Annotated in this window: 25 protein-coding genes and 1 pseudogene; 21 read left to right on the forward strand and 5 right to left on the reverse strand. The window is 64.7% G+C overall.

The window, feature by feature from the left end:
• Positions 1 to 5: 5 nt before the first annotated feature.
• Genes ACFMBG_RS04125 through glmU form a run of 3 tightly spaced genes read right to left on the reverse strand, consistent with a single transcriptional unit; the run spans position 6 to position 3,873 of the window.
• Positions 6 to 689 (reverse strand): DNA alkylation repair protein, encoded by a 684-nt coding sequence (locus ACFMBG_RS04125; RefSeq protein WP_421053544.1) that lies wholly within the window; start codon positions 687 to 689, stop codon positions 6 to 8.
• 5 nt (positions 690 to 694) lie between these two features.
• Positions 695 to 2,518: a glutamine--fructose-6-phosphate transaminase (isomerizing) gene (glmS, locus tag ACFMBG_RS04130; protein WP_421053464.1), complete on the reverse strand. Its 1,824-nt coding sequence runs from the start codon at positions 2,516 to 2,518 to the stop codon at positions 695 to 697.
• Positions 2,518 to 3,873, reverse strand: a complete 1,356-nt coding sequence (gene glmU, locus ACFMBG_RS04135) for a bifunctional UDP-N-acetylglucosamine diphosphorylase/glucosamine-1-phosphate N-acetyltransferase GlmU (RefSeq protein WP_421053465.1) — start codon at positions 3,871 to 3,873, stop codon at positions 2,518 to 2,520. The genes glmS and glmU overlap by 1 nt, the downstream gene beginning before the upstream one ends.
• A gap of 131 nt (positions 3,874 to 4,004) precedes the next feature.
• Between glmU and ACFMBG_RS04140 the strand changes: the two genes are divergently transcribed.
• Positions 4,005 to 4,667, forward strand: coding sequence for an HAD-IA family hydrolase (locus ACFMBG_RS04140; RefSeq protein ID WP_421053466.1), 663 nt, complete (start codon positions 4,005 to 4,007; stop codon positions 4,665 to 4,667).
• A gap of 79 nt (positions 4,668 to 4,746) precedes the next feature.
• Positions 4,747 to 5,940, forward strand: a complete 1,194-nt coding sequence (locus tag ACFMBG_RS04145; protein WP_421053467.1) for a DegT/DnrJ/EryC1/StrS family aminotransferase — start codon at positions 4,747 to 4,749, stop codon at positions 5,938 to 5,940.
• Here the strand turns inward: ACFMBG_RS04145 and ACFMBG_RS04150 are convergent.
• Entirely contained in the window at positions 5,928 to 6,386 is a 459-nt protein-coding gene (locus ACFMBG_RS04150) for a CreA family protein (RefSeq protein ID WP_421053468.1), read from the reverse strand. The genes ACFMBG_RS04145 and ACFMBG_RS04150 overlap by 13 nt on opposite strands.
• Positions 6,387 to 6,554: 168 nt before the next feature.
• Between ACFMBG_RS04150 and ACFMBG_RS04155 the strand changes: the two genes are divergently transcribed.
• Together ACFMBG_RS04155 and ACFMBG_RS04160 are read left to right on the forward strand one after the other, a co-directional pair.
• Positions 6,555 to 7,214: a DUF1236 domain-containing protein gene (locus ACFMBG_RS04155; RefSeq protein ID WP_421053469.1), complete on the forward strand. Its 660-nt coding sequence runs from the start codon at positions 6,555 to 6,557 to the stop codon at positions 7,212 to 7,214.
• Between the two features lie 160 nt (positions 7,215 to 7,374).
• Positions 7,375 to 8,535, forward strand: coding sequence for an isovaleryl-CoA dehydrogenase (locus ACFMBG_RS04160; RefSeq protein ID WP_421053470.1), 1,161 nt, complete (start codon positions 7,375 to 7,377; stop codon positions 8,533 to 8,535).
• 96 nt (positions 8,536 to 8,631) lie between these two features.
• Here ACFMBG_RS04160 and ACFMBG_RS04165 read toward each other — a convergent pair.
• Positions 8,632 to 9,234: pseudogene (locus tag ACFMBG_RS04165) on the reverse strand (OmpW/AlkL family protein).
• A 149-nt stretch (positions 9,235 to 9,383) separates the two neighbouring features.
• Between ACFMBG_RS04165 and ACFMBG_RS04170 the strand changes: the two are divergent.
• The 17 genes from ACFMBG_RS04170 (at position 9,384) to ACFMBG_RS04250 (ending at position 25,784) form a co-directional block, all read left to right on the forward strand.
• The gene (locus ACFMBG_RS04170) at positions 9,384 to 10,910 is read left to right on the forward strand and encodes an AMP-binding protein (RefSeq protein ID WP_421053471.1); all 1,527 of its coding nucleotides are present in this window, start codon (positions 9,384 to 9,386) and stop codon (positions 10,908 to 10,910) included.
• A gap of 76 nt (positions 10,911 to 10,986) precedes the next feature.
• Complete coding sequence (locus ACFMBG_RS04175) at positions 10,987 to 12,591, forward strand: carboxyl transferase domain-containing protein (protein WP_421053472.1); 1,605 nt, start codon at positions 10,987 to 10,989, stop codon at positions 12,589 to 12,591.
• Between the two features lie 88 nt (positions 12,592 to 12,679).
• Positions 12,680 to 14,617 carry an ATP-binding protein gene (locus tag ACFMBG_RS04180; protein ID WP_421053473.1) on the forward strand — a complete coding sequence of 646 codons (1,938 nt, stop codon included), beginning with the start codon at positions 12,680 to 12,682 and terminating at the stop codon, positions 14,615 to 14,617.
• Positions 14,618 to 14,698: 81 nt separating this feature from the next.
• Positions 14,699 to 15,556: a hydroxymethylglutaryl-CoA lyase gene (locus ACFMBG_RS04185; RefSeq protein ID WP_421053474.1), complete on the forward strand. Its 858-nt coding sequence runs from the start codon at positions 14,699 to 14,701 to the stop codon at positions 15,554 to 15,556.
• Between the two features lie 20 nt (positions 15,557 to 15,576).
• A complete protein-coding gene (locus tag ACFMBG_RS04190; RefSeq protein WP_421053475.1) occupies positions 15,577 to 16,359 on the forward strand; it encodes a crotonase/enoyl-CoA hydratase family protein in 783 nt (260 codons plus the stop codon).
• 234 nt (positions 16,360 to 16,593) lie between these two features.
• A complete protein-coding gene (locus ACFMBG_RS04195; RefSeq protein WP_024090668.1) occupies positions 16,594 to 16,959 on the forward strand; it encodes an NADH-quinone oxidoreductase subunit A in 366 nt (121 codons plus the stop codon).
• Positions 16,950 to 17,483 (forward strand): NuoB/complex I 20 kDa subunit family protein, encoded by a 534-nt coding sequence (locus ACFMBG_RS04200; protein ID WP_421053476.1) that lies wholly within the window; start codon positions 16,950 to 16,952, stop codon positions 17,481 to 17,483. The genes ACFMBG_RS04195 and ACFMBG_RS04200 overlap by 10 nt, the downstream gene beginning before the upstream one ends.
• Before the next feature lie 17 nt (positions 17,484 to 17,500).
• Positions 17,501 to 18,106 carry an NADH-quinone oxidoreductase subunit C gene (locus ACFMBG_RS04205; protein WP_421053477.1) on the forward strand — a complete coding sequence of 202 codons (606 nt, stop codon included), beginning with the start codon at positions 17,501 to 17,503 and terminating at the stop codon, positions 18,104 to 18,106.
• On the forward strand, positions 18,106 to 19,341 hold the full coding sequence (locus tag ACFMBG_RS04210) for an NADH-quinone oxidoreductase subunit D (protein WP_421053478.1): 1,236 nt from the start codon (positions 18,106 to 18,108) through the stop codon (positions 19,339 to 19,341). The genes ACFMBG_RS04205 and ACFMBG_RS04210 overlap by 1 nt, the downstream gene beginning before the upstream one ends.
• Positions 19,341 to 20,510, forward strand: coding sequence for an NADH-quinone oxidoreductase subunit E (locus ACFMBG_RS04215; protein WP_421053479.1), 1,170 nt, complete (start codon positions 19,341 to 19,343; stop codon positions 20,508 to 20,510). The genes ACFMBG_RS04210 and ACFMBG_RS04215 overlap by 1 nt, the downstream gene beginning before the upstream one ends.
• A gap of 45 nt (positions 20,511 to 20,555) precedes the next feature.
• Positions 20,556 to 20,783 carry a DUF5337 domain-containing protein gene (locus ACFMBG_RS04220; protein ID WP_421053480.1) on the forward strand — a complete coding sequence of 76 codons (228 nt, stop codon included), beginning with the start codon at positions 20,556 to 20,558 and terminating at the stop codon, positions 20,781 to 20,783.
• 6 nt (positions 20,784 to 20,789) lie between these two features.
• Entirely contained in the window at positions 20,790 to 22,088 is a 1,299-nt protein-coding gene (gene nuoF, locus ACFMBG_RS04225; protein ID WP_259970396.1) for an NADH-quinone oxidoreductase subunit NuoF, read from the forward strand.
• A gap of 6 nt (positions 22,089 to 22,094) precedes the next feature.
• Positions 22,095 to 22,511, forward strand: coding sequence for an MAPEG family protein (locus ACFMBG_RS04230; RefSeq protein ID WP_421053481.1), 417 nt, complete (start codon positions 22,095 to 22,097; stop codon positions 22,509 to 22,511).
• A gap of 32 nt (positions 22,512 to 22,543) precedes the next feature.
• Positions 22,544 to 22,873: a hypothetical protein gene (locus ACFMBG_RS04235; protein ID WP_421053482.1), complete on the forward strand. Its 330-nt coding sequence runs from the start codon at positions 22,544 to 22,546 to the stop codon at positions 22,871 to 22,873.
• A 101-nt stretch (positions 22,874 to 22,974) separates the two neighbouring features.
• The gene (locus ACFMBG_RS04240) at positions 22,975 to 23,379 is read left to right on the forward strand and encodes a DUF5333 domain-containing protein (protein WP_421053483.1); all 405 of its coding nucleotides are present in this window, start codon (positions 22,975 to 22,977) and stop codon (positions 23,377 to 23,379) included.
• 3 nt (positions 23,380 to 23,382) lie between these two features.
• Positions 23,383 to 25,401, forward strand: coding sequence for an NADH-quinone oxidoreductase subunit NuoG (gene nuoG / locus ACFMBG_RS04245; protein ID WP_421053484.1), 2,019 nt, complete (start codon positions 23,383 to 23,385; stop codon positions 25,399 to 25,401).
• Entirely contained in the window at positions 25,398 to 25,784 is a 387-nt protein-coding gene (locus ACFMBG_RS04250; protein WP_421053485.1) for a hypothetical protein, read from the forward strand. Before nuoG ends, ACFMBG_RS04250 begins: the two co-directional genes overlap by 4 nt.
• The last annotated feature ends 2 nt before the right edge of the window (positions 25,785 to 25,786 follow it).

The raw sequence follows: 25,786 nt of genomic DNA on the forward strand, positions 1-25,786 counted from the left end.
CGGGCCTAGGCGTCTTTCAAGTACTTCGCCGCTTCCTCGCGGGCGAAGGCTTTCATCTGCGCGCCATGCGCGTCCAGAAAGGCGCGGGTGCGCGCGGCGTCATGTTTGCTGAGATCGCGCAGCCACCAGCCGATGGCCTTTTGGATGAACCAGTCCCGGTCCGGCACGTAAGCAGCTGCCCATCCGAGGATGCGCTCACGCCGCTCCTGATCCGCCGGTTTCAGGTTGTTCATCTTGGCCCAGGGAAGGGTGGCGACCAGGGCGGCGCGGCGGGTCCACATGTGGTCCGACCGCGACCACGCATCCACAGTATCGAGCCGCGCAGGCTCCGCCTGCAGCCGTTTGGCAATCGCTGAGCACGCGTGGTCGGCGATCGCCCAGCTGTCGAACTCCGGCACCCAGGATTGCAGCAGCTCCCAAACCGGTGCGTCGTCCTTGATCCGGGCCTGGGTCAGCAGCTTGGCGGCGGCGATGCGGGCCTCGAAGATGTCGGTTTCCCAAAGCGCCCGCGCCAGGGAGACGCGTTCCTCAGTGTTCAGGGTCTGCCGCCAGGATTTGGCCAGGTCATTGGTGGCCGGGTTGGGCACCCCCAGCACCTCACGCGTCTGCTTGTGGTAGGCGGCCATCTGCTCCGCCCGGCCGGGTTCGGCCTGGCCTTTCAGCTGCGCCAGCGCTTCCTGCAGTGTCACGCCGGTCACTCGACTGTAACCGATTTCGCCAGGTTGCGCGGCTGGTCCACATCGGTGCCTTTGGCCACCGCGGTGTGATAGGCCAGAAGCTGCGCCGGGATCGCATAGAGGATCGGGGACAGAGCCTCCTTGATGCGGGGCATCCGGATCGCGCACCAGACGTCGTCGCCGGCCTCGTCAATGCCGTCCTGGTCGGAGATCATCAGCACCTTGCCCTTGCGCGCCAGCACCTCCTGCATGTTGGAGACGGACTTGTCGAACAGCGAGTCCCTGGGCGTCAGCACCACCACCGGCATGTTCTTGTCAATCAGCGCAATGGGGCCGTGCTTCAACTCGCCGGAGGCATAGGCTTCGGCATGGATATAGCTGATTTCCTTGAGCTTCAGCGCGCCTTCCAGCGCCAGCGGGAACATCAGGCCGCGGCCCAGGAACAAAACATCGCGGGCTTCGCTGACTTTCTGCGCGGCCTGGCGGATCGCTTCGTTTTGCTCCAGCGCAGAGGACAGGACGTTGGGCAGGCCGCGGATGGCGGTGGCGTATTCGGTCATTTCCTCCGCGCTCAGGTGGCCGCGGTCGCAGGCGGCCTTGAGCGCCAGCGCCAGCAGCACTGTCAGCTGGCAGGTGAAGGCCTTGGTGGAGGCGACGCCGATTTCCGGGCCGGCAAAGATCGGCAGCGCCAGGTCGCTTTCCCGCGCGATGGAGCTTTCGGGGACGTTGACGACCGACAGGATCTTGTCCGCCTTTTCCTGGCAATAGCGCAGCGCCGCCAGGGTGTCGGCGGTCTCGCCCGATTGGGAGACAAACAGCGCCAGGGTCTTGCCCGGGATCGGCGGCTCGCGGTAGCGGAACTCCGAGGCGATATCGACCTCGACCGGCAGCCGGGCGATCTGTTCGAACCAGTATTTGGCAGTAACGCAGGCGTAATAGGCGGTGCCGCAGGCGACCATGGTCAGCCGCTCGACATCAGAAAAGTCCACGCCCTCGCCGGGAAGGCGCACGGTGTCTTCCTCCACCGGCAGGTAGTGGCGGATCGCCTCGGCGATCACATGCGGCTGCTCGGCGATTTCCTTGGCCATGAAGTGCTTGTGGCCGGCCTTGTCGACCTGGGTCGCGTCGATCTGGATGGTCTTGGTTTCCCGGTTTACCAGCTCGCCATGCGCGTTGCGTATTTCGGCGCCTGCGCGGGTGACGACGGCGCGGTCGCCTTCCTCCAGATAGGTGATCCGGTCGGTCAGCGGTGCCAGCGCAATCGCATCGGAGCCCACGAACATCTCGCCATCGCCGTGGCCGATCGCCAGCGGCGAACCCTTGCGGGCAGCGATGATAAGGTCCTCCTCGCCGTCGAACAGGAAGGCCAAGGCAAAGGCCCCCTCCAGTTGGTCGAGCGTTTTGAAGGCCGCATCAACGGGAGCGTGGCCCTCCTTCAGATAGCGCTCCGTCATCAGGGCGACGGTCTCGGTGTCGGTCTCGGTGCGGAACTCCATGCCGCAGTTCAGCAGCTCGGCGCGCAGCTCCTTGTAGTTCTCGATGATGCCGTTGTGGACCACGGCCACCGCGCCCGCGCGGTGGGGATGCGCGTTGCTGACGGAAGGCGCGCCATGGGTGGCCCAGCGGGTGTGGCCGATGCCTGCCTTGCCGGCCAGCGGCTCATGCACCAGGAGGTCGGAAAGGTTCACCAGCTTGCCGACCGCGCGGCGGCGCCGCAGGGCGCCGTTGTTCACGGTGGCGATGCCTGCGCTGTCATAGCCGCGGTATTCCAGCCGCTTCAGCGCCTCGACCAGGATCGGGGCGGCTTCGTGATTACCCAGAACGCCGACAATTCCGCACATCACTTGGCTCCCTTCTGCAGGCGGGCCTTCTTGGCGCGCAGCATGTCCATCAGCTTGCGCGCGCGGCCCGGTTTGTTGGTTTGCTCGGCGCGGCCGATGGCCAAATCGCCGTCTTCGACGTTCTTCGTGACAACGGCACCGGTCGCCGTCATCGCCTCGTTGCCGACCCGGACCGGGGCGACCAGCATGGTGTTCGACCCGATAAAAGCACGGGCGCCGATCTCGGTGCGGTGCTTCATCACCCCGTCATAGTTGCAGGTAATCGTGCCTGCGCCAATGTTCGTTGCCTCACCGACCGAGGCATCGCCGATATAGCTAAGGTGATTGACCTTGGCGCCCTCGGCGATCTCCGCGTTCTTGATCTCGACAAAGTTGCCGATGTGGGTGTTCTCGGCCAGTTCCGCACCGGGGCGCAGGCGGGCATAAGGCCCCACTTTGGCGCCGCGGCTGACATGGCAGCCCTCCAGATGCGAGAAGGCGCGGATCAGCGCGCCGCTTTCCACCGTCACACCGGGGCCAAAGACCACGTTGGGCTCGATCACGGTGTCGCGGCCGATATGCGTGTCAAAGGCGAGGTAGACGGTTTCCGGTGCCATCAGGGTGACGCCCAGATCCAGCATTTCAGCCCTTGCACGGGCTTGGAACAGCGCGTCCGCCTGCGCCAGTTCGGCGCGGGAGTTGACGCCCAGCGTTTCGGCCTCGTCACAAGATACCGCGGTAACATTCCTGCCTTCAGCCCGGGCCAGCTCCACCAGGTCGGTCAGGTAATATTCGCCAGAGGCGTTCTCATTGCCGACCCTGGCGATCAGGTCGAACATCAGCTGCGCGTCGCAGGCCATCAGGCCGGAGTTGCAGAAGCTGATGGCGCGCTCCGCCGCAGTGGCGTCCTTGAACTCGACAATCCGCTCCAGGCTGTCGCCCTCCATCACCAGACGGCCATAGCGGCCCGGATCGGCGGCCTCGAATCCCAGGATCACCAGATCGGCACGCTGGCGGGCCTCGACCATCCGCTCCAGCGTTTCGGCGCTGACAAAGGGGGTGTCGCCATAAAGCACGACCACATCGCCCGAAAAACCGTCCAGCGCGGCGCGGGCCTGGTCCACGGCGTGGGCAGTGCCAAGCTGTTCTTCCTGCAGGACAACTTCGGCCTCTTCGTCAATGTCTGCCACTGCCTTGCGGACCTCATCCGCCCCGTGGCCTGCCACGACGATGGTGCGCTCCGGCGCCAGCGCGCGGCCCGCGGCCATGGCGTGCTCCAGCATCGGCGCCTGTGCGATCGGGTGCAGGACTTTGGGGAGGTCAGAGTTCATCCGTGTGCCTTTTCCGGCCGCCAGGATGACAAGGGCAATGCTCATAATCGCTTTTCTCTTTGTCTTTTTAGCGCTCCCGTTTTATCCGCTGAGGGGCGGGGCGCAAGGGATAGCGCCATCAAACAAGGTTGCGGGCTGCAACATGCGGCGGCGGAAATGTGCCGAAAGGGCAGGACATGCGAACGGTTATATTCGATCTGGACGGCACGCTGGCGGACACGTCGGGCGATCTGCTGGCGGCGGCCAATTTCTGCTTCCGCCAGATGGGGCTGGGCGATGTGCTGAGCCATCCGCAGGATGCAGCAGTGTCTCTGCGCGGCGCCCGGATGATGCTGACGCACGGGCTGAAGCGTGCTGGTCGGTATGATCCCGCGGTGGTGGAAGAGTTTTATCCTGTGTTCCTGGATGTCTACCGTGACGCCATTGACCACCACACCACCCTGTACCCAGGTGCGATGGAGGCGGTCGAGGCGCTGAAGAGCGCCGGTTTCGGCGTCGGCATCTGCACCAACAAGCCGGAGGCGCTCGCGGATCAGCTGATGCGCAGCCTTGGCGTGCGGGATGCCTTTGCCTCTCTGGTGGGGGCGGACACTCTGCCAGTGCGAAAGCCGGATCCGGAACCGTTGTTCGAGGCCGCCCGGCGCGCCGGCGGCGACCCGGCCCGTACCCTGCTGGTCGGCGACAGCGACACCGACCGCAATACTTCTGCCAATGCCGGAGTACCTTCGGTACTGGTAACTTTTGGCCCGTCGGGTGACGATATGGCCGCCTTGAACCCTGAGGCGCTGCTGGACCGGTTCGAGGACCTGCTGGAGGTCGCGGACCGGCTGATTGCGTGATCCCGCAACTTAGTTTCGGGATTTTCGGCCGCTGCGCTTCCCTCTTGACCCGTGCCGGGCCGCGGCTCACAAACGCTGCATGAGCGAAAAATTTACCGGGTCCTTCACCCAGCAAGAAGCCATTCCTGAAGACGCCATCGAGGCCGCGCTGGCGGTGCTCCGCCACGGGCGGCTGCACCGCTACAATGTGGCCGAAGGCGAGGCGGGGGAGACCGCGCTGCTGGAGCAGGAGTTTGCGGCCCAGATGGGCGCGAAATACTGCCTGGCCGTGGCCTCGGGCGGCTATGCGCTGGCCACTTCCCTGCGCGCAGTCGGGGTAAAGCCCGGCGACAAGGTTCTGACCAACGCCTTCACGCTGGCGCCGGTGCCGGGCTCGATTGCCTCTATCGGGGCGAAGCCGGTGTTTGTCGAGGTGACCGAAGACCTGACCATCGACCTCGACGACCTGGCTGCCAAGGCGGATCAGGCGAAAGTGCTGATGCTGTCGCACATGCGCGGGCATCTGTGCGACATGGACCGGCTGATGGAGATCTGCGATGCGGCCGGCATCACCGTGATTGAGGATTGCGCCCACACCATGGGGGCGTCCTGGAACGGAGTGCTGTCAGGCCGTCACGGGGCGGTGGGCTGCTATTCCTGCCAGACCTACAAGCATGTGAACTCGGGCGAGGGCGGTCTGCTTATCACCGACGACGGAGAAATCGCCGCCCGGGCCATCATGCTGTCGGGCTCCTACATGCTCTATGGCCGCCACCTGGCCGCACCTGGGCCGGAGGTGTTCGAGCGGGTGAAATACGAGACCCCCAACATCTCGGGCCGCATGGACAACCTGCGCGCCGCCATCCTGCGGCCGCAGCTGCGCGACCTGGACACCCAGGTGGAGCGCTGGAACGACCGCTACCGCAAGCTCGAGGAAGGTCTGCGCGGCACGCCGGGCCTGACGGTGGTGGAACGCCCCGCGCAGGAGGTCTATGTCGGCTCCTCGATCCAGTTCCTGCTGCTGGATTGGTCCGAGGAAGCGGTGCAGGAGGCGGTGCGCCGCTGTGCCGCCCGCGGGGTGGAGCTGAAATGGTTCGGCACGCCGGAGCCGGTGGCCTTCACCTCCCGCTATGACAGCTGGCGCTATGCGGACACGCCGCGGCTGCCGCAAAGCGACCGCATCCTGGCGGGGATCATCGACATGCGGGTGCCGCTGACCTTCAGTCTTGAGGACTGCGCCCAGATCGCCCGGATCATCCGGGCGGAGGTTTCCTCGGTCTATCAGTCGGGCTGATAGAGCGGCACGGTCGAGATTGACACCTTGGCGGAGCCGTCCGTCAGTTCGGCGGCGTGAGCGACATAGATCAGCGTCTGGTTGGCTTCGTCGAACAGGCGTTTGACCCGCAGCGATTTGAGGATGATAGACCGGGACTCCCGGAACACGTCCTCGCCGTCATCGCTGCGGTCGATGGCGCCCAGCGTGACGGGCCCGGTCTGGCGGCAGGCCAGCGAGGCATTGGAAGGATCCTCGAACCAGTTGCCCTTGGACAGCCGGTCGATCAGCCCGCGTTCGAAATAGGCAATGTGGCAGGTGACGCCTTCGACCTTGGGGTCGGAGATCGCCTCGATCACGATATCATTGCCGACCCAGTCCACCCCGATCTGTCCGATCTCCTCGGCGGCGGCGGGCAGGCTCAGCAGGCAGAATACGGCAGCCAGGGCGCGGTTCGAACGTTTCATGCAAATCTCCTGATTCTAATTGGCGGGGCGGGTTCTGTCCCCCTTATGCAATACCTACGCGCAGGTGCGGGAAAAGGATCCGGGGAACCTTTTTCCGGGGGTGGCGTTACTCCAGCTCAACGGCGCGTTGAGGCGCCGAAGACAGGAAATGGATGAGAGGAGACTATCATGCTTACTCCGAAACGCGCCCTGACGGCATCTGCCCTGGCCCTGGTGGCTGCACCTGTTTGGGCCGGCGCCCAAGTGCAGGCCGTGACCGATCTGAACCTGCGCGCAGGCCCCGGGCCGCAGCATGAGATCATCGGTGTCATCTCCAAGGACGGCGCAGTCGACCTCGACGGCTGCCTGGAGAAAAGCAACTGGTGCAAGGTCGGCTATGACGGTGCCGAAGGCTGGGCTTATGGCGAATACTTGACCGGCACCGTCGCCGAAAAATATGTGCCGGTGGTCGCCAAGGAGAGCCCGGTCAAGTTTGAAACCGTGACCTACACCTCTACCGAAACCGGCGGGAACGATGCCGCTGCGGGGGCGCTCGGCGGTGCCATCACCGGCGGTCTGATTGCCGGCCCGGCCGGCGTTGTGGCGGGTGCCGTGGCGGGCAGCCTCGCAGGCGAAGCCGCCGTTCCGGATGAGCGGGTCGTGACCTATGTCCGCAGCAATGCAACCGAACCGGTGTATGTGCAGGGCGAAGTGGTGACCGGCGTCGTCATTCCGGAGGAAGTCCAGCTGGCTGAGGTCCCGGACTCGAACTTCCGCTACGTCTATCTCAAGGGTTTGCCGGTCGTGGTGGAGGCGGACAGCCGCACTGTGATCCACGTGATCCGCTGAAATCAATGAGTTCTTCTTATTGCGGGCGGCCCTGCCGGGGCCGCCCGTTTGCATGCGCGGGCCGGCAGGGCACGTCAATGCAATTGACGCGAATCGTGTGGTCGTCTATTGAATTGAACAACTGTTCATATAATCGGCTGTGCCCTGGAGGATCTGCGGGATGTTCAACGCAAGCATGAGTTTTGATCTTGGTGAGGATGTTAACGCCCTGCGCGATGTGGTTCACCGCTGGGCGCAGGACCGCGTCAAGCCGATGGCGCAGGAGATCGACCAGAAAAACGAGTTCCCTGCCGAGCTGTGGCAGGAGATGGGTGAGCTTGGTCTGCTCGGCATCACCGTGCCGGAAGAGTTCGGCGGCGCGGGTATGTCCTATCTGGCCCACACGGTTGCGGTGGAGGAAATCGCCCGCGCGTCGGCCTCTGTTTCGCTGTCCTATGGCGCGCATTCCAACCTCTGCGTCAATCAGATCAAGCTGAACGGCAACGCCGAGCAGAAGCAGAAATACCTGCCCCGTCTGATCTCGGGCGAGCATGTCGGCGCACTGGCAATGTCCGAGGCGGGCGCGGGCTCCGACGTGGTGTCGATGTCGCTGCGCGCGGAAAAGCGCAACGATCACTACCGCCTGAACGGTAACAAGTACTGGATCACCAATGGCCCCGACGCCGACACGCTGGTGGTTTATGCCAAGACCGATCCGGAGGCAGGCTCCAAGGGCATCACCGCCTTCCTGATCGAAAAGGAGATGAAGGGCTTCTCCACCTCCAAGCATTTCGACAAGCTGGGGATGCGCGGCTCCAACACCGCCGAACTGGTGTTTGAGGATGTGGAAGTGCCGTTCGAGAACGTGCTGGGTGAAGAGGGCAAGGGCGTGCGCGTCCTGATGTCCGGCCTGGACTATGAGCGCGTGGTGCTGGCGGGCATCGGCCTCGGCATCATGGCGTCCTGCATGGACGAGATGATGCCCTATATGGCGGAGCGCAAGCAGTTCGGCCAGCCGATCGGGAACTTCCAGCTGATGCAGGCCAAGATTGCCGACATGTACACCGCGATGAACTCGGCGCGGGCCTATGTCTATGAAGTCGCCAAGTCCTGCGACAAGGGCACCGTGACCCGCCAGGATGCGGCGGCCTGCTGTCTCTATGCGTCGGAAGTGGCGATGACCCAAGCGCATCAGGCGGTGCAGGCCTTTGGCGGTGCAGGCTACCTGTCCGACAACCCGGTCGGCCGCATCTTCCGCGATGCCAAGCTGATGGAGATCGGCGCGGGCACCAGCGAAATCCGCCGGATGCTGATCGGCCGCGAACTGATGGGCACTATGTAACAAAAGAAAACCCCGCGCCTCCAAGGGAGACGCGTGGTTTGAAACAAGCCTGGCGGCACGAGGCCAGCCGCCAGACCGGAACAAGGTCACTAAGGATCAGAAGCGGTGCACGTAAGCGAGGTTCACGACAACCGGATCGATCTCCGCGGTGCCGATTTCGGTGCCGTTCAGGGAGACGTCGCTGTCGATGTCCATCCAGCGCACGTTGAGCCGCAGCGCGCCGTTGTCCGAGACCTGGAAGTCTGCACCGGCGTTGACCGCGACGCCAAAGCTGTCGTCCATTTCAATGGTGCCCAGGGGCGAGCTTTCCTCGAAGAAGGTGGTGTAGTTCAGGCCCAGGCCCAGGTACGGCTTGACCTTGCCGGCGGTCGGGAAGTGGTAGTTGACCGACAGGGTCGGCGGCAGCTGTTTCGCCGAAGCCGCATAGGCACCGTTCAGCGCGACGTCATGCTCAAACGGCGAGGCGGCCAGCAGTTCCACGCCCCAGTTGTCGCGGAAGAAGTATTCGACGGTCAGCGACAGCGCGGTGCCGTCGTCGATATCGGCAGCCATGCCGGCCAGGGTGCCGTTGCCGGATTTGGGGTTCACGTTGGCGATACCAACACCAACGGTCTAGTCGCCCTGCTGCTGGGCCAGCGCGGGGGCGGCCAGGGCGGCGAGGGCAGAAGTCAGTGCCAGAGCGGAAACCATGCGTTTCATCGGGTGCGTCCCTTTTCTTGTGTTTACCCGGCAGTGGTGCACCAGAGGGCGGCAAGAAACTCTGATCTGGATCAAGGGCCGGATCGCTTTCCCTTTGAAAAGCCAGTGGAAAACTGCATGCCTGTCATGCGTATCGGGAATGTCTAAATATGCATGAGGGTTGTAACATTCCAGGGCTTCGCGCTGATGGCAGCTGGGACCTGCCGGAGCGGCTGAATATGGCCGCGCAATGCCTGGCGCAACCGGCTGAAAAGACCGCCCTTATCGACATGACCGGCGCGGCGCGGCGCGACATTTCCTACGGTGAGCTGGCCGCGATGGCGGACGGGCTGGCGCGCTATCTGCTGGAGCGTATCCAGCCGGGCGACCGGGTCGGGGTGCTGCTTAGCCAGTCGCCCTGGTGCGCGGCGGCGCATCTGGCCATCTGGAAGGCAGGCGGCATCTCGGTGCCCTTGTTCAAACTGTTCAAGCGCGACGCGCTGGCCTCCCGCGCCGGAGACGCCGGTGTGCGTTTCGTCTTTACCGACGGCGAAGGTGCTGAGCTGCTCGGCGATCTGGCCGAGGCTGTGATGGTGGAGGAGGCCGGGATTGACGGCGCGCCTGTGCCCTTTGCGGACACTACGCCCGGCACGCCCGCCGTGCTGATCTACACCTCCGGCACCACCGGCAGCCCCAAGGGCGCGCTGCATGGCCACCGGGTGCTGACCGGCCACCTGCCGGGCGTTGCCATCAGCCATGACCACCTGGGGCAGGAGGGTGACTGCCTGTGGACTCCGGCCGACTGGGCCTGGATTGGCGGGCTGTTCGACGTGCTGATGCCGGGGCTGGCGCTGGGCGTGCCGGTGGTTGCCGCGCGGCTGGACAAGTTCTCGCCCGAAGCCTGCGCCGAACTGATCGCCAAGGCCGGGGTGCGCAACATCTTCTTCCCGCCCACGGCGCTCCGGATGCTGAAGGCAGCCGGGCAGGGGCTCCACGGTCTGCGCTCGGTTGCCAGCGGCGGAGAGCCCCTGGGCGCGGAAATGCTCGCCTGGGGCCGGCGGCAGCTGGGCGTGACCATCAACGAATTCTACGGCCAGACCGAATGCAACATGGTGGCTTCCTCCTGCGCCGCCGATTTCGAGCCGCGCCCGGGCTGCATCGGCAAGGCTGTGCCGGGGCATGAGCTGGCGGTGATCGACGAGGACGGCACCCCCACCCAAGGCGAAGGCGACGTCGCCATCCGCCGCGGCTCGGCCTCGATGCTGCTGGAATACTGGAACCGGCCCGAGGAGACGGCGGCGAAGTTCCGTGGGCCCTGGCTGGTGACCGGCGACCGCGGCATCTGGGAAGGCGGCTACCTGCGCTTTGTCGGCCGCGAGGATGACGTGATCACCTCCGGCGGCTACCGCATCGGCCCGGCGGAGATCGAGGATTGCTTGCTGACTCATCCGGCGGTGGCGACAGTGGGCGTGGTCGGAAAGCCCGATCCTCTGCGCACCGAGATCGTCAAGGCCTACGTTGTGCTAAAACCCGGCGCCGAAGCCTCCGAGAAGGAACTGCAGGATTACGTCAAGGACCGCCTTGCGCATTATTCCTACCCGCGTGAGGTGGCCTTTCTGGACGCGCTGCCAATGACCGTGACCGGCAAGGTGATCCGCAAGGAGCTGAAGGCGCGCGCGTCCGGGGAAACTGAATGACCCAAGGTGTTGCATACCCGGCGCACGCCGCGCCAACCGGAATTGAAGATCTCAACCCTACAACGGGAGAGTGGACATGAAACTCACATCCAAGGCGATGCCTTCCTCGGAAGGCTTCAAGCAGAACCGCGAGGCGCATCTCGAAGCGCTCGCGCAGATCAGCGAAGCGGCCGAGGCCGCGCGCATGGGCGGCGGCGAGAAGTCCCGCGCCCGCCACGAAAGCCGCGGCAAGTTGCTGCCGCGCCGCCGGGTGGCGAACCTGCTGGACCCCGGCTCCCCGTTCCTGGAAATCGGCGCCACCGCGGCGCATGCCATGTATGATGGCGCCGCCCCCAGCGCGGGTGTGATTGCTGGCATCGGCCGGGTGCACGGGCAGGAGGTCATGGTGGTCTGCAACGACGCCACTGTGAAGGGCGGCACCTACTACCCGATGACCGTGAAGAAACACCTGCGCGCGCAGGAAATTGCGGAGGAGAACCGCCTCCCCTGTATCTATCTGGTGGACTCGGGCGGGGCCAACCTGCCCAACCAGGACGAGGTCTTCCCCGACCGCGACCACTTCGGGCGCATCTTCTACAACCAGGCCCGGATGTCGTCCAAGGGCATCCCGCAGATCGCGGTCGTCATGGGCTCCTGCACCGCAGGCGGCGCCTATGTGCCTGCGATGTCGGATGTGACCATCATCGTGAAGGAGCAGGGCACCATCTTCCTGGCCGGGCCGCCGCTGGTGAAGGCCGCCACGGGCGAGGTCGTCAGCGCCGAGGACCTGGGCGGCGGCGATGTGCACACGCGCCTCTCCGGTGTGGCCGACTACCTGGCCGAGGATGACGCCCATGCGCTGGCGCTGGCCCGCCGTGCGGTGCAGTCGCTGAATATCACCAAGCCGCTGACGGTGAACTGGGCCAGCCCGGAAGAACCGGCTTACGACCCCGAGGAAATCCTTGGCGTGGTGCCGGGCGATCTGCGCACGCCCTATGACATCCGCGAGGTGATCGCGCGGCTGGTCGACGGCTCCCGCTTTGACGAGTTCAAGCCGCGCTTCGGCGAAACGCTGGTCACCGGCTTTGCCCACCTCAAGGGCTGCCCCATCGGCATCATCGCCAACAACGGCGTGCTGTTCTCGGAGGCCGCCCAGAAAGGCGCGCATTTCGTCGAGCTGTGCAGCCAGCGTAAAATCCCGCTGGTGTTCCTGCAAAACATCACCGGCTTTATGGTCGGCCGGAAATACGAAAACGAAGGCATCGCGCGCCACGGCGCCAAGATGGTGACAGCGGTGGCGACCACCAATGTCCCCAAGATCACCATGCTGGTCGGCGGCTCCTTCGGTGCCGGCAACTACGGCATGTCGGGCCGCGCCTATTCCCCGCGCTTCCTGTGGACCTGGCCGAATTCCCGCATCTCAGTAATGGGCGGCGAGCAGGCCGCGGGTGTGCTGGCGACGGTGAAACGCGACGCCATCGAACGCCAGGGCGGCAGCTGGAGCACCGAGGAAGAAGCGGAGTTCAAGCGCCCCACCATCGAGATGTTCGAGGAGCAGAGCCACCCGCTATATGCCTCCGCGCGGCTCTGGGATGATGGCATCATCGACCCGCGCAAATCCCGCGATGTGCTGGCCCTGTCGCTGAGCGCCGCGCTGAATGCCCCGATCGAAGACACGCGCTTCGGCGTCTTCCGGATGTAAGATCCGGTCTTCATCTGGCCAGAAATATCCCCGGGGGTCCGGGGGCAGGCAGCCCCCGGTCCAGAGATCCAGACAAAGGACCAACCCCATGTTTGACAAGATACTGATTGCCAACCGCGGCGAAATCGCCTGCCGCGTGATGGAAACCGCCCGCGCCATGGGCGTGCGCACGGTGGCGGTCTATTCCGATGCCGATGCCGCCGCTAAACATGTGCAAATGGCGGATGAGGCGGTGCATATCGGCGGCCCGGCCCCGGCCGACAGCTACCTGAAGGGGGATGAGATCATCCGGGTGGCCCAGGAAACCGGCGCTCAGGCGATCCACCCGGGCTATGGCTTCCTGTCGGAAAACCCCAAGTTCGTCGAGGCGGTGGAGGCCGCGGGCCTTGTCTTTATCGGGCCGTCGGCGGATGCGATCCGCAAGATGGGCCTCAAGGATGCCGCCAAGGCGCTGATGGAAGAGGCCGGCGTACCGGTGGTGCCCGGCTACCACGGCAGCAATCAGGACCCGGAGTTCCTGGCCGGTAAGGCGGAGAAGATCGGCTACCCGGTTCTGATCAAGGCGGTTGCGGGCGGCGGCGGCAAGGGGATGCGGCTGGTTGAGAAGCCGGAGGAGTTTTCCGACGCCCTGAAAAGCGCGCAGGGCGAGGCGACCACCGCCTTTGGCAATCCCGACGTCCTGATCGAGAAATACATCCAGCAGCCCCGCCATATCGAGGTGCAGGTCTTTGGCGACGGTGAAAAGGCGGTGCATCTGTTCGAGCGCGATTGCTCGCTGCAGCGGCGCCACCAGAAAGTCATTGAAGAGGCGCCGGCACCGGGCATGACCCCGGAGATGCGCGAGGCGATGGGCCAGGCCGGCGTGCGCGCGGCCGAGGCGATCGGCTACAAGGGCGCGGGCACGGTTGAATTCATCGTCGATGGCTCCGACGGGCTGCGCCCTGATGGCTTCTGGTTCATGGAAATGAACACCCGCCTGCAGGTGGAGCACCCGGTGACCGAGCTGATCACCGGCGTCGATCTGGTGGAATGGCAGCTGCGGGTGGCCTCGGGCGAAAGCCTGCCTGCCCAGCAGGATGACCTCACCATCACCGGCCATGCGTTTGAGGCACGGCTTTATGCGGAGGACGTGCCGAAGGGCTTCCTGCCCGCAACCGGCACGCTGACGCATCTGTCCTTCCCGGCAGAGGCCCGCGCCGACAGCGGTGTGCGGGCAGGGGACACCATCAGCCCCTGGTACGACCCGATGATCGCCAAGGTGATCGTGCACGGCTCCACCCGCAAGGTGGCGCTGTCGCGGCTGGCCCGCGCGCTGGAGGATACCGAGGTGGGCGGCACCGTGACCAACCTGGCCTTTCTCGGGGCGCTGGCGGCGCATGAAGGTTTTTCCAACGGCGACGTGGACACCGGCCTGATCGGCCGCGATCTGGAAACGCTGGTGGCGCCGCCCAAGGTGGAAACCCGCCACAAGGCTGCTGCCGCGATGGTGGCGCTGGATCTGGTGCAGGCTGCGCCGCACACCGGCTTCAGCCTGTGGGCGCCGCTGCACCGCGCCGTGACCCTGACCCATGCGGGCGAGGAATTCACAGCTGATGTTCAGGTGGACGGGCCGGACCGGCAGCTGTGGACCATTGAGGGCGAAACCGTCGTGGCTGAGCGCAGCCAGGGCCAGTGGCGTATCGGCGAGCGCCGGATGCCAACGGTTTCGCAATCGGGTCCGCTGATCACCGTGCATGATGCCTATGGGCTGGAATTCACCGTGGTGGACCCGCTGGACCGCGCTGCCGCCGCGGGCGGCGACATGAACGTGGTCGAGGCGCCGATGCCGGGCCTGGTCAAGGCGGTGTTTGCCGAAGCGGGCCAGGCGGTGAAAGAGGGAGACCGGCTTGCCATTCTGGAAGCGATGAAGATGGAGCATTCGCTGCTGGCCGCCCGCGATGGTGTTGTGGCCGAAGTGCTGGCCTCTGCCGGCGACCAGGTCGAGGCCGGGGCGGCGCTGGTGCGGCTGGAAGAGGAAGACAGCTGATCCAGATCCGCGGGCGGTTTGTGTGCCGCCCGCGGTGCGCTTTTGAGTATTTTGGGAAAGATGAAGACGAAAGGGCGTTCCATGAGCGAGTTTGTCGAGATCTTCGAGGTCGGCCCGCGCGACGGGCTGCAGAATGAGAAGCGGGAGATCCCGGTGGCCGAGAAGGTGGCGCTGACCGATTGCCTGTCACGCGCGGGCTTCCGGCGCATCGAGGTGGCGAGCTTTGTGTCGCCCAAATGGGTGCCGCAGATGGCAGGCTCCGGCGAGGTGCTGGCAGGCATCACCCGTGCCGAGGGGGTCCGCTATGCGGCCTTGACCCCCAACATGCGCGGGTTCGAGGATGCGGTGGCAGCCAAGGCGGACGAGATAGCGGTCTTTGCTTCGGCGTCCGAGGGGTTTTCCAAGGCCAATATCAACGCCACCATCGAGGAGAGCATCACCCGCTTCCTGCCCATTCTGGAGGCCGCAAAGGACATCGGCCTGCCGGTGCGCGGCTATGTCTCCTGCGTGACGGACTGCCCGTTTGACGGGCCGACCCCGCCGCAGAAGGTGGCGGAAGTTGCCGGGCGGCTGTTCGAGCTGGGCTGTTACGAGATTTCGCTGGGCGACACCATCGGGCAAGGTACACCGGAAACGATCTCGGCAATGCTGCAAGCGGTGGTCCAGAAGGTGCCGGCCGGGCGGCTTGCCGGTCATTATCACGACACCGCGGGCCGGGCGCTGGCCAATATCGAGGCCTCGCTGGATCTTGGCGTGCGGGTGTTCGATGCCGCCGTGGGCGGCCTTGGCGGCTGCCCTTATGCGCCGGGCGCTGCGGGCAACGTGGCCACCGAAGCGGTGCACAAGCGCCTGACGGAGCTGGGCTATGACACCGGGCTGGACGCGGACGTTCTGGCCGAGGCCGCCGCGATGGCGCGCGCTATGCGCGGCCTGCAATAAGATCTCAGCGGAGAAACAAGATGTTTGAAACGATCACCCTGGACACCGACGACCGCGGCGTCTGTACCCTGACCCTGAACCGCCCGGACAAGCACAACGCGATGTCGGGCCAGATGCTGCAGGAACTGACCCTGGCGGCGAAACGGCTGGCGTCGGACGAAACCGTCCGCGTGGTGGTGCTGACCGGCGCGGGCAAGAGCTTTTGCGCGGGCGGCGACCTCGGCTGGATGCGTCAGCAGATGGACGCGGATGCCGAAACCCGCGGCCGCGAGGCGCGGGTGCTGGCGGAGATGCTGATGGCGCTCAACACCCTGCCCAAGCCGGTAATCGGCGCGCTGCAGGGCAATGCCTTCGGCGGCGGCGTCGGCATGGCCTCGGTCTGCGACGTGGCGATTGGTGCGGACCATCTGAAGATGGGCCTGACCGAGACCAAGCTGGGACTGATTCCCGCCACTATCGGGCCTTATGTGATTGCCCGCATGGGCGAGGCCAAGGCGCGCCGGGTGTTCATGTCGGCGCGGCTGTTCGGCGCAGACGAGGCGGTGGAGCTCGGGCTGCTGGCCAAGGCGGTGCCGGCGGACCAGCTGGCCGAGGCGGTCGAGGCGGAGGTTGCGCCCTATCTCAACTGCGCGCCGGGGGCTGTTGCCGCGGCCAAGAAGCTGGCCCGCGACCTGGGGCCGAGGCTCGACGATGCGGTGATCGACCATACAATCAAGGCGCTTGTGGAGCGTTGGGAAGGGGAGGAGGCCCGCGAGGGGATCAGTGCCTTCTTCGAGAAGCGCAAGCCCGGCTGGCAGGCCTGAAAACCGGCATCTTTGACTCACATTTGAGGGGCGGCCGCAGCTTCGGCAGCGGCTGCTTTTCTTATGAAATCTCTAAGAAATTACATCCGCGTTGCGGCAGTGCTTTTTCCTGTCACAAACCCCTGATGATTAACCTTGCCTTAGTTGACGCTGTAGGGGCGGAGGGGTAGACACGGTCCAAATCAACACGCCAATTGACGTCGCGCGGGAAACCGCCGGGGAAAGGAGCTGCTCTTGGAAGAGATGTTGAGGGAATACCTGCCGATCCTGGTCTTCCTGGCCGTCGCGGCAGGTTTGGGGATTGTCCTCATCCTGGCAGCCGTTGTGCTGGCGGTCCGCAACCCGGACCCGGAGAAGGTCAGCGCCTATGAATGCGGTTTCAACGCTTTCGACGACGCCCGAATGAAATTCGATGTCCGGTTTTACCTGGTGTCGATTCTCTTCATTATTTTCGATTTGGAAATCGCTTTCCTGTTTCCCTGGGCCGTCGGTTTCAAGGACATCAGCGACACCGGCTTCTGGTCAATGATGGTGTTCCTGGGCGTGCTGACCATCGGTTTCGCCTATGAGTGGAAGAAAGGGGCCCTGGAATGGCAGTGATGACCGGACCCAACACCGCCGGTGTGGACAAGGAAGTTGTCACCCGGGCCCTCAATGCCGAGCTTCAGGACAAGGGTTTCCTGCTCACCTCGGCCGAGGACATCATCAACTGGGCGCGCACGGGTTCGCTGCACTGGATGACCTTCGGTCTGGCCTGCTGCGCGGTGGAGATGATGCACACCTCGATGCCGCGCTATGACGCCGAACGTTTCGGCATCGCGCCGCGCGCCTCCCCGCGCCAGTCGGACGTAATGATCGTGGCGGGCACTCTTACCAACAAGATGGCGCCGGCGCTGCGCAAGGTCTACGACCAGATGCCTGAGCCGCGCTATGTGATCTCGATGGGCTCCTGCGCCAATGGCGGCGGCTATTACCACTACAGCTATTCCGTGGTGCGCGGCTGCGACCGGGTTGTGCCGGTTGACGTCTACGTGCCGGGCTGCCCGCCGACCGCCGAGGCGCTGCTCTATGGCCTGATGCAGCTGCAGCGCAAGATCCGCCGCACCGGCACCCTGGTGCGCTAAGGAAGGGCGGAACAGATATGACTGAAGCACTGAAAGAGCTTGGCGCCCAGATCGAAGCCAAACGCCCCGATTGCGTGGTGGCCTGGGACGTGTCCTTTGGCGAGCTGAACATCGACGTGACGCCCTCGAACATCGCCGGTCTGGTGGAGTTCCTGAAATCGGACCCGAACTGCAAGTTTTCAACCCTGGTGGACATCACTGCGGTCGACTACCCGGAGCGCGCCAAGCGCTTTGACGTGGTCTACCACTTCCTGTCGATGTACCGGAACCAGCGCATCCGTCTGCGCGCCGCCGTGCGCGAGGATGAGATGGTGCCCTCGATCGTGAACGTGCACCCCTCGGCCAACTGGTTCGAGCGGGAAGTCTACGACATGTTCGGCATCCTGTTCTCGGGACATCCGGACCTGCGCCGGATCCTGACCGACTACGGCTTCCGCGGCTATCCGCTGCGCAAGGATTTCCCGACCACCGGTTACACCGAGGTCCGCTATGACGAGGCGCAGAAGCGCGTGGTCTACGAGCCGGTGAAGCTGGTGCAGGAATACCGTCAATTTGATTTCATGTCCCCGTGGGAAGGTGCCGAATACATCCTGCCCGGCGACGAGAAGGAGGGGGCGCAATGATGGACGGCTCCAAATTTGACGCCAAGTATGACGACGGCAGCGTCGACGCGCTGAGCGGCGAGCAGAAGATCCGCAACTTCAACATCAACTTCGGCCCGCAGCACCCTGCGGCACATGGCGTTTTGCGCCTGGTGCTGGAGCTGGACGGCGAGATCGTCGAGCGCTGCGACCCGCATATCGGCCTGCTGCATCGCGGTACCGAAAAGCTGATGGAAAGCCGCACCTACCTGCAGAACCTGCCGTATTTCGACCGCCTCGATTACGTGGCGCCGATGAACCAGGAACACGCCTGGTGCCTGGCCATCGAAAAGCTGACCGGCACCGAGGTGCCGCGCCGCGGCCAGCTGATCCGGGTACTCTACTCGGAAATCGGCCGGGTGCTAAACCACCTCTTGAACGTTACCACGCAGGCGATGGACGTCGGCGCGCTGACCCCGCCGCTGTGGGGCTTTGAAGAGCGCGAAAAGCTGATGATCTTCTACGAGCGGGCCTGCGGCGCGCGCCTGCACGCGGCCTACTTCCGCCCCGGCGGCGTGCATCAGGACCTGCCGGACGAGCTGCTCGATGATATCGACCTCTGGGCGATGGAATTCCCCAAGGTTCTGGACGACATCGACGGGCTGCTGACCGAAAACCGCATTTTCAAGCAGCGCAACTGCGACATCGGTGTGGTGACCGAGAAGGACATCCAGGAATACGGCTTCTCCGGCGTCATGGTGCGCGGCTCCGGCCTCGCCTGGGACCTGCGCCGTGCGCAGCCCTATGAATGCTATGACGAGTTCGAGTTCCAGGTGCCCGTCGGCAAGAACGGCGACTGCTACGACCGCTACCTCTGCCGGATGGAAGAGATGCGCCAGTCGACCTCGATCATCCGCCAGGCGATTGCCAAGCTGCGCGAAGCCACCGGCGACGTGCTGGCCCGCGGCAAGCTGACCCCGCCCAAGCGCGGCGACATGAAGACCTCGATGGAAAGCCTGATCCACCACTTCAAGCTGTACACCGAAGGCTTCCACGTCCCGGCAGGCGAGGTGTACGCTGCCGTCGAGGCGCCCAAGGGCGAATTCGGCGTCTATCTGGTGGCGGACGGGTCCAACAAACCCTACCGCTCCAAGATCCGCGCGCCGGGCTTCCTGCACCTGCAGGCGATGGACCACGTTGCCAAGGGCCACCAGCTGGCCGACGTCGCCGCTATCATCGGCACCATGGACGTCGTATTTGGAGAGATTGACCGCTAATGCTTCGCCGTCTGCATTCCGAACAACCCGACAGCTTTGCCTTCACCCCGGCCAACCAGGCCTGGGCGGAGGCGCAAATCACCAAATATCCTGAGGGCCGCCAGGCCTCGGCGGTCATTCCGCTCTTGTGGCGCGCGCAGGAGCAGGAAGGCTGGGTTTCCAAGCCCGCGATCGAGGCCATCGCCGACATGCTCGGCATGGCTTATATCCGGGTACTGGAGGTTGCCTCTTTCTACTTCATGTTCCAGCTGCAACCGACTGGTTCCGTTGCCCATGTGCAGATCTGCGGCACCACCTCCTGCATGATCTGCGGCGCGGAAGACCTGATTGCAGTCTGCCAGGAAAAGATCGCAGCCAAGCCGTTCACCCTGTCGGCGGACGGAAAGTTCACCTGGGAAGAGGTCGAGTGCCTCGGCGCCTGCACCAATGCTCCGATGGCGCAGATCGGCAAGGACTATTACGAGGATCTGACGGCAGAAAGCTTTGCCAAGCTGCTGGACGATCTGGCCGCTGGCAAGCTGGTGGCCCCGGGTCCGCAGAACGGCCGTTACGCGGCTGAGCCGAAATCGGGCCTCACCTCGCTGACCGACTTCGACAGCGGCAAGACCCAGTATAATGCCTCGGTGCAGCTGGCGATGGACGTCAAGGACGGCATCAAGCGCATTCAGGGCGACGAGGTGCCGCTGCTGACCCCGTGGATCGGCAAGGACGGCACCGTTGCGGGCCGCGCGGCCGAAGGCCAGCCGCCGAAAGCTCCGGAAGCTCCGGTTCCTGCAGCCAAGCAAGCGGAAGCGGTCAAGACGGCGCCGGTGAAGAAATCCGACGCGGCTGAGCCTGCCTCGCCGGAGGGCGCTGCGGCAAAAGCAACTGAGGAAAGCCAGCCGGAACTCCTGAAGGAAGCCCGCGGCGGCCTGGCCGATGACCTCAAGCTGCTCAAGGGGGTTGGCCCCAAGCTGGAAGCAAAGCTGAACGAGCTTGGCTTCTACCACTTCGACCAGATCGCCGACTGGACCGAGGAGGAGGTCGCCTGGGTCGACGCCCGCCTCAAGTTCAAGGGCCGCATCACCCGCGACGGCTGGATCGAACAGGCCAAGCGGCTGCAGGTGGGCGACGAGACCGAATTCGCCCGGCGTGCCAAGGAAGAGCACATCTACGACGACGACGAATAATCACGCCGCGGCCCCTCGGGGCCGGGTTTGGGTGATAGGGAACAGATGACCAAGGAACAGGACCAGGCCATTGCAGCAAAGGGCCGGCACATCGCGCTTGTGATTGCCGGGACCATTTCGCTGTGGATCGTGCTGTCGCTGTTCATCGGCCCGATGATGGGGCTGCCGGGGCGCTATGCGCTGCTGTTCGACTTCGCCGCGCTGGCGGGCATGATCTATGCCCTGGTCAACATATTTCAACTCTGGCGCATGCGCCGGGACAGCCAAAGGTAGGCACACATGCTGAAGGATCAGGACCGGATCTTTACCAACCTTTACGGGATGCACGAGCGCACGCTGGCGGGCGCCAAGGCGCGCGGCCATTGGGATGGCACCGCGGGGCTGATCGAAAAGGGCCGCGACTGGATCATTCAGACGATGAAGGACTCTGGCCTTCGCGGCCGCGGCGGCGCGGGCTTCCCGACCGGCCTGAAATGGTCCTTCATGCCCAAGGAAAGCGACGGCCGCCCGGCGTATCTTGTTGTGAATGCCGATGAATCCGAGCCCGGCACCTGCAAGGACCGCGAAATCATGCGCCACGATCCGCACACGCTGATCGAAGGCTGCCTGATCGCCTCCTTCGCAATGAACGCGCACACCTGCTACATCTACCTGCGCGGCGAATACATCCGCGAGCGCGAGGCGCTGCAGGCCGCGATCGACGAAGCCTACGACCAGGGCCTCCTGGGCAAGAACGCGGCCGGGTCCGGCTGGGACTTCGACATCTTCCTGCATCATGGGGCAGGGGCCTATATCTGCGGCGAGGAAACCGCCCTGATCGAGAGCCTTGAAGGCAAGAAGGGCATGCCCCGGATGAAGCCGCCGTTCCCGGCAGGCGCGGGCCTCTACGGCTGCCCGACCACCGTGAACAACGTGGAATCCATCGCTGTTGTGCCCACCATCCTGCGCCGCGGCGCTGACTGGTTCGCAGGCTTCGGCCGCCAGAACAACGCAGGCACCAAGCTTTTTGCGATCTCCGGCCACGTCAACAACCCCTGCGTGGTTGAAGAGGCGATGTCGATCTCCTTTGAAGAGCTGATCGAGAAGCATTGCGGCGGCATCCGCGGCGGCTGGGACAATCTGCTGGCAGTGATCCCCGGCGGCTCCTCCGTGCCTTGCGTGCGCGGCGAGAACATGCGCGACGCGATCATGGACTTCGACTACCTGCGCGGCGAGCTGGGCTCCGGCCTCGGCACCGCGGCGGTGATCGTGATGGACAAGCAGACCGACATCATCAAGGCGATCTGGCGCCTGTCCAAGTTCTACAAGCACGAAAGCTGCGGCCAGTGCACACCCTGCCGCGAAGGCACCGGCTGGATGATGCGCGTCATGGACCGCCTGGTGAAAGGCGAGGCGGAGCTGGAAGAGATCGACATGCTGTGGGACGTGACCAAACAGGTCGAGGGCCACACCATCTGCGCCCTTGGCGACGCGGCGGCCTGGCCGATCCAGGGCCTGATCAAGAACTTCCGCGAAGAGATCGAAGACCGCATCAAGGCCCAGAAAGCGGGCCGTATGGGCGCGATGGCGGCGGAATAACCCTGGATGGAAGCCTTCGCCGCATATTCCCACGCTCTGGCCGCGCTGGTGATCTTTACCCTGATCATCCTGGCGCTGTCGCCGTTTTCGGCGCTGGCCAAGCAGAAAGCGGGCCTCGCTCCCGGGGCCACGCCGGATGAGGATTATGCGGCCAAGGCCTACCGTCTGAACCGCGCCTATCTGAACGGCTGCGAGACGCTGCCGGCCTTCCTGACCGTAACGCTGGCGGCCATTCTGGCCGGTGCGGCGCCGTTCTGGGTGAACCTGCTGGCCTCGCTGGCGCTGGTGTCGCGGATGGTGATGATCGTCATCCACCTGCGCGGAACCGGCAAACCGCATGGCGGTCTGCGGTCGGTTTTCTACGTGATTGGCTGGGCCTGCATGGGCGGCCTGGCACTTTTGACTTTGGCGGCAGTATTTTGAGCAATTTGAAGACATACCGGATGGCCCGGCCGATGGCCTGGCTCGCAACGGCGGCACTGGTTGCCGCCTGCGGGACGTCCACCACCAACAGGGACCGCGAGCTGTATGACGGCGTGCCTTACAAGGCAAAGGCCAAGCCTGTCGACAAAAAGACGGACCCGGCCGTGTTCTACGTCGAAATCAAGGGGGCGGACCGCTCCGTCAAAGGCGCCCGCGAGGCGGCGGCCCATGCCGGCACCAAATACTGCGTGGTCAACTATGGCTCGTCCAAGATCGCCTGGGCAACCGACCCCGGGGATGAGGCAGCACCGCTGACCCTGACCGACGGCCGCGCAACCTTCCAGGGAACCTGCACCCCGTGAGCGGATTTCCGGCATATCAGGGCCGAAAGGCCGGTCTGCTATTGAATAGCAGCGCCGCGCGCCTGTGCATGGGGGCTTCGAAACTGAAGGAGTCCCTTGCCATGCGTGCCCTGATTGCCGTTGTCCTGTCCACTGTTGTTGCCCTGCCTGCCGCGGCGCTGGCCAAGCCGTCGCTGCGCGAAGTGCAGGAAATCGAAGACCCGCTGTTTGCCGTCGCCGTGGCCAAGGAAGTCTCGGACTACTGCGACGAAATCTCCCCCCGCTACCTGAAAGGGCTGGGCGAGTTGCGCCGGCTCAAAGCGCGGGCAAACGCGTTGGGCTACTCGGACGCGGAAATCCGCGACTACATCGAATCTGATGCCGAAAAGGCTCGGATGCGTGCCAAGGGAGAACAGCTCCTGGCGCAGAACGGCGTGGATTACGGCAAACCGGAAACCTTCTGCGCCTATGGCCGCGCGGAAATCGAAAAGAACAGCGCGATCGGCGTGTTACTGAGGGCGAAATAGACCATGTCTGACCTCCGCAAGATCAACATTGACGGAACCGAGATCGAGGTGGATGGGGCGATGACCCTGATCCAGGCCTGTGAGGAGGCCGGTGTCGAGATCCCGCGCTTCTGCTATCATGAGCGGCTGTCCATCGCGGGCAATTGCCGCATGTGCCTGGTTGAAGTTGTAGGCGGCCCGCCGAAGCCGGCGGCGTCCTGCGCGATGCAGGTGCGCGACCTGCGCCCGGGCCCCGAAGGCCAGGCGCCGCAGGTGAAAACCAACTCGCCGATGGTCAAGAAGGCCCGCGAAGGCGTGATGGAATTCATGCTGATCAACCACCCGCTGGACTGCCCGATCTGCGACCAGGGCGGCGAATGCGACCTGCAGGACCAGGCGATGGCCTATGGCGTCGACTTCTCCCGCTTCCGCGAGCCCAAGCGCGCGGTGGACGATTTGGACCTTGGCCCGCTGGTCGGCACCGCGATGACCCGCTGCATCTCCTGCACCCGCTGCGTGCGCTTCACCACTGAGGTCGCGGGCATCACTCAGATGGGCCAGACCGGGCGCGGCGAGGATGCGGAGATCACCTCCTACCTGAACGAAACCCTGCAATCGAACCTGCAGGGCAATATCATCGACCTGTGCCCGGTGGGCGCGCTGACGTCCAAGCCATATGCCTTCACCGCACGGTCCTGGGAACTGACCAAGACCGAAACCATCGACGTGATGGACGCGCTGGGTTCGAACATCCGCGTCGACACCAAGGGCCGTGAAGTGATGCGCATCCTGCCGCGCAACCACGACGGCGTGAACGAGGAGTGGATCAGCGACAAAACCCGCTTTGTCTGGGACGGCCTGCGCCGCCAGCGTCTCGACCGTCCTTATGTGCGCGTCGATGGCACGCTGAAGCCCGCGACCTGGCCGGAAGCCCTGTCCGCGGCGGCCAATGCCATGAAAGGCAAGAAGGTTGCCGGCCTGATCGGCGACCTGGTCCCGGTTGAGGCGGCCTTTGCCCTGAAACAGCTGGTCGAGGGCCTGGGCGGCAAGGTGGAATGCCGTACCGACAACGCCCGTCTGCCGATCGGCAACCGGGCGGGCTATGCCGGCACCGCCACCATCGAAGACATCGACAGCGCCAAGTTCATCCAGCTGATCGGCACCAACCCGCGTGACGAGGCGCCGGTGCTGAACGCCCGCATCCGCAAGGCCTGGCTGAACGGTGCGCAAGTGGGCCTGGTTGGCCAGCCAGCTGACCTGACCTATGACTATTCCCACGTGGGCACTGACCGTGCCGCACTGGAAAGCCTGCTGGACAAGGACTACGGCGCCGTCAAGGACGCTCCCTCGGTCGTGATCGTGGGGCAGGGCGCCCTGCGCGAAGCCGATGGCCTGGCGGTTCTGGCCGCTGCGCAAAAGCTGGCTGCAGATACCAATTCCAAGCTGCTGGTGCTGCACACCGCCGCCTCCCGCGTCGGCGCGATGGACATCGGCGCCGTGACCGAAGGCGGCATGGCAGCGGCCATCGACGGGGCAGAGGTGATCTATAACCTCGGCGCCGATGAGGTCGAAATCGACGCAGGCGCCTTTGTGATCTACCAGGGCAGCCACGGCGACCGCGGCGCGCACCGCGCCGACGTGATCCTGCCGGGTGCGTCCTACACAGAGGAAAACGGCCTGTTCGTGAACACCGAAGGCCGCCCGCAGCTGGCCATGCGCGCGAGCTTTGCGCCGGGTGAGGCCAAGGAAAACTGGGCGATCCTGCGCGCGCTTAGCGCCGAAGCGGACGCCAAGCTGGCCTACGACTCGCTGGCGCAGCTGCGCACAAGCCTGGTTGCTGAGGTGCCGCATCTGGCCCGGATCGACGAAGTGGCTGAGAAGGACGGCGAACCGCTGGCACAGGACAAGCTTGGCAACGCCGACTTCCTGCCCGCGATCAAGGATTTCTACCTGACCAACCCGATCGCCCGCGCGTCCCAGCTGATGGCGGAACTGTCGGCAGGGGTGAAAGCCCGCACAAACGGGAAAATGGCCGCCGAATGATCCGTTTCGCCCTCATAACGCCTGTCCTGCTGGCCGCCTGTGCCATGGCGCCCGGCAGCGAAGGAGAGCAGCCCGCCCCGGTTTACCAAGGGGTGGAAACCAGCCTGCTGGAGGGCGATCTGGTGCAATTTCACGTCTCCATGCGCGGTCCGCGCGTGGAAGGCGATCTCGATACCTATGCGGAATGCGCCGCCGCGCAATACGCGCTGATCCGGGGCTACGGATTTGCGCGCCATGTGCGCACGACAACGAAACAGGCAGGGGGCAGCCGGACCGCTGATGCGGTCTATCTGATTTCGCCCTCTCTGCCGCGCGGGCTGCGCACCATCGACGCTGAAGTCGCGGTCGCGGATTGCGCGGCAAACGGAATACCCACGGTGTGAGG

The sequence above is a fragment of the Leisingera coralii genome, from assembly GCF_049056525.1.
GTDB classification, from domain to species: Bacteria; Pseudomonadota; Alphaproteobacteria; order Rhodobacterales; family Rhodobacteraceae; genus Leisingera; species Leisingera coralii.

Bases quoted from the DNA above. Each gene is read 5' to 3' on its own strand.
- glmS (WP_421053464.1), bottom strand. From the start codon at position 2,518: ATGTGCGGAATTGTCGGCGTTCTGGGTAATCACGAAGCCGCCCCGATC.
- glmU (WP_421053465.1), bottom strand. From the start codon at position 3,873: ATGAGCATTGCCCTTGTCATCCTGGCGGCCGGAAAAGGCACACGGATG.
- ACFMBG_RS04140 (WP_421053466.1), top strand. From the start codon at position 4,005: ATGCGAACGGTTATATTCGATCTGGACGGCACGCTGGCGGACACGTCG.
- ACFMBG_RS04145 (WP_421053467.1), top strand. From the start codon at position 4,747: ATGAGCGAAAAATTTACCGGGTCCTTCACCCAGCAAGAAGCCATTCCT.
- ACFMBG_RS04150 (WP_421053468.1), bottom strand. From the start codon at position 6,386: ATGAAACGTTCGAACCGCGCCCTGGCTGCCGTATTCTGCCTGCTGAGC.
- ACFMBG_RS04155 (WP_421053469.1), top strand. From the start codon at position 6,555: ATGCTTACTCCGAAACGCGCCCTGACGGCATCTGCCCTGGCCCTGGTG.
- ACFMBG_RS04160 (WP_421053470.1), top strand. From the start codon at position 7,375: ATGTTCAACGCAAGCATGAGTTTTGATCTTGGTGAGGATGTTAACGCC.
- ACFMBG_RS04170 (WP_421053471.1), top strand. From the start codon at position 9,384: ATGCATGAGGGTTGTAACATTCCAGGGCTTCGCGCTGATGGCAGCTGG.
- ACFMBG_RS04175 (WP_421053472.1), top strand. From the start codon at position 10,987: ATGAAACTCACATCCAAGGCGATGCCTTCCTCGGAAGGCTTCAAGCAG.
- ACFMBG_RS04180 (WP_421053473.1), top strand. From the start codon at position 12,680: ATGTTTGACAAGATACTGATTGCCAACCGCGGCGAAATCGCCTGCCGC.
- ACFMBG_RS04185 (WP_421053474.1), top strand. From the start codon at position 14,699: ATGAGCGAGTTTGTCGAGATCTTCGAGGTCGGCCCGCGCGACGGGCTG.
- ACFMBG_RS04190 (WP_421053475.1), top strand. From the start codon at position 15,577: ATGTTTGAAACGATCACCCTGGACACCGACGACCGCGGCGTCTGTACC.
- ACFMBG_RS04200 (WP_421053476.1), top strand. From the start codon at position 16,950: ATGGCAGTGATGACCGGACCCAACACCGCCGGTGTGGACAAGGAAGTT.
- ACFMBG_RS04205 (WP_421053477.1), top strand. From the start codon at position 17,501: ATGACTGAAGCACTGAAAGAGCTTGGCGCCCAGATCGAAGCCAAACGC.
- ACFMBG_RS04210 (WP_421053478.1), top strand. From the start codon at position 18,106: ATGGACGGCTCCAAATTTGACGCCAAGTATGACGACGGCAGCGTCGAC.
- ACFMBG_RS04215 (WP_421053479.1), top strand. From the start codon at position 19,341: ATGCTTCGCCGTCTGCATTCCGAACAACCCGACAGCTTTGCCTTCACC.
- ACFMBG_RS04220 (WP_421053480.1), top strand. From the start codon at position 20,556: ATGACCAAGGAACAGGACCAGGCCATTGCAGCAAAGGGCCGGCACATC.
- nuoF (WP_259970396.1), top strand. From the start codon at position 20,790: ATGCTGAAGGATCAGGACCGGATCTTTACCAACCTTTACGGGATGCAC.
- ACFMBG_RS04230 (WP_421053481.1), top strand. From the start codon at position 22,095: ATGGAAGCCTTCGCCGCATATTCCCACGCTCTGGCCGCGCTGGTGATC.
- ACFMBG_RS04235 (WP_421053482.1), top strand. From the start codon at position 22,544: ATGGCCTGGCTCGCAACGGCGGCACTGGTTGCCGCCTGCGGGACGTCC.
- ACFMBG_RS04240 (WP_421053483.1), top strand. From the start codon at position 22,975: ATGCGTGCCCTGATTGCCGTTGTCCTGTCCACTGTTGTTGCCCTGCCT.
- nuoG (WP_421053484.1), top strand. From the start codon at position 23,383: ATGTCTGACCTCCGCAAGATCAACATTGACGGAACCGAGATCGAGGTG.
- ACFMBG_RS04250 (WP_421053485.1), top strand. From the start codon at position 25,398: ATGATCCGTTTCGCCCTCATAACGCCTGTCCTGCTGGCCGCCTGTGCC.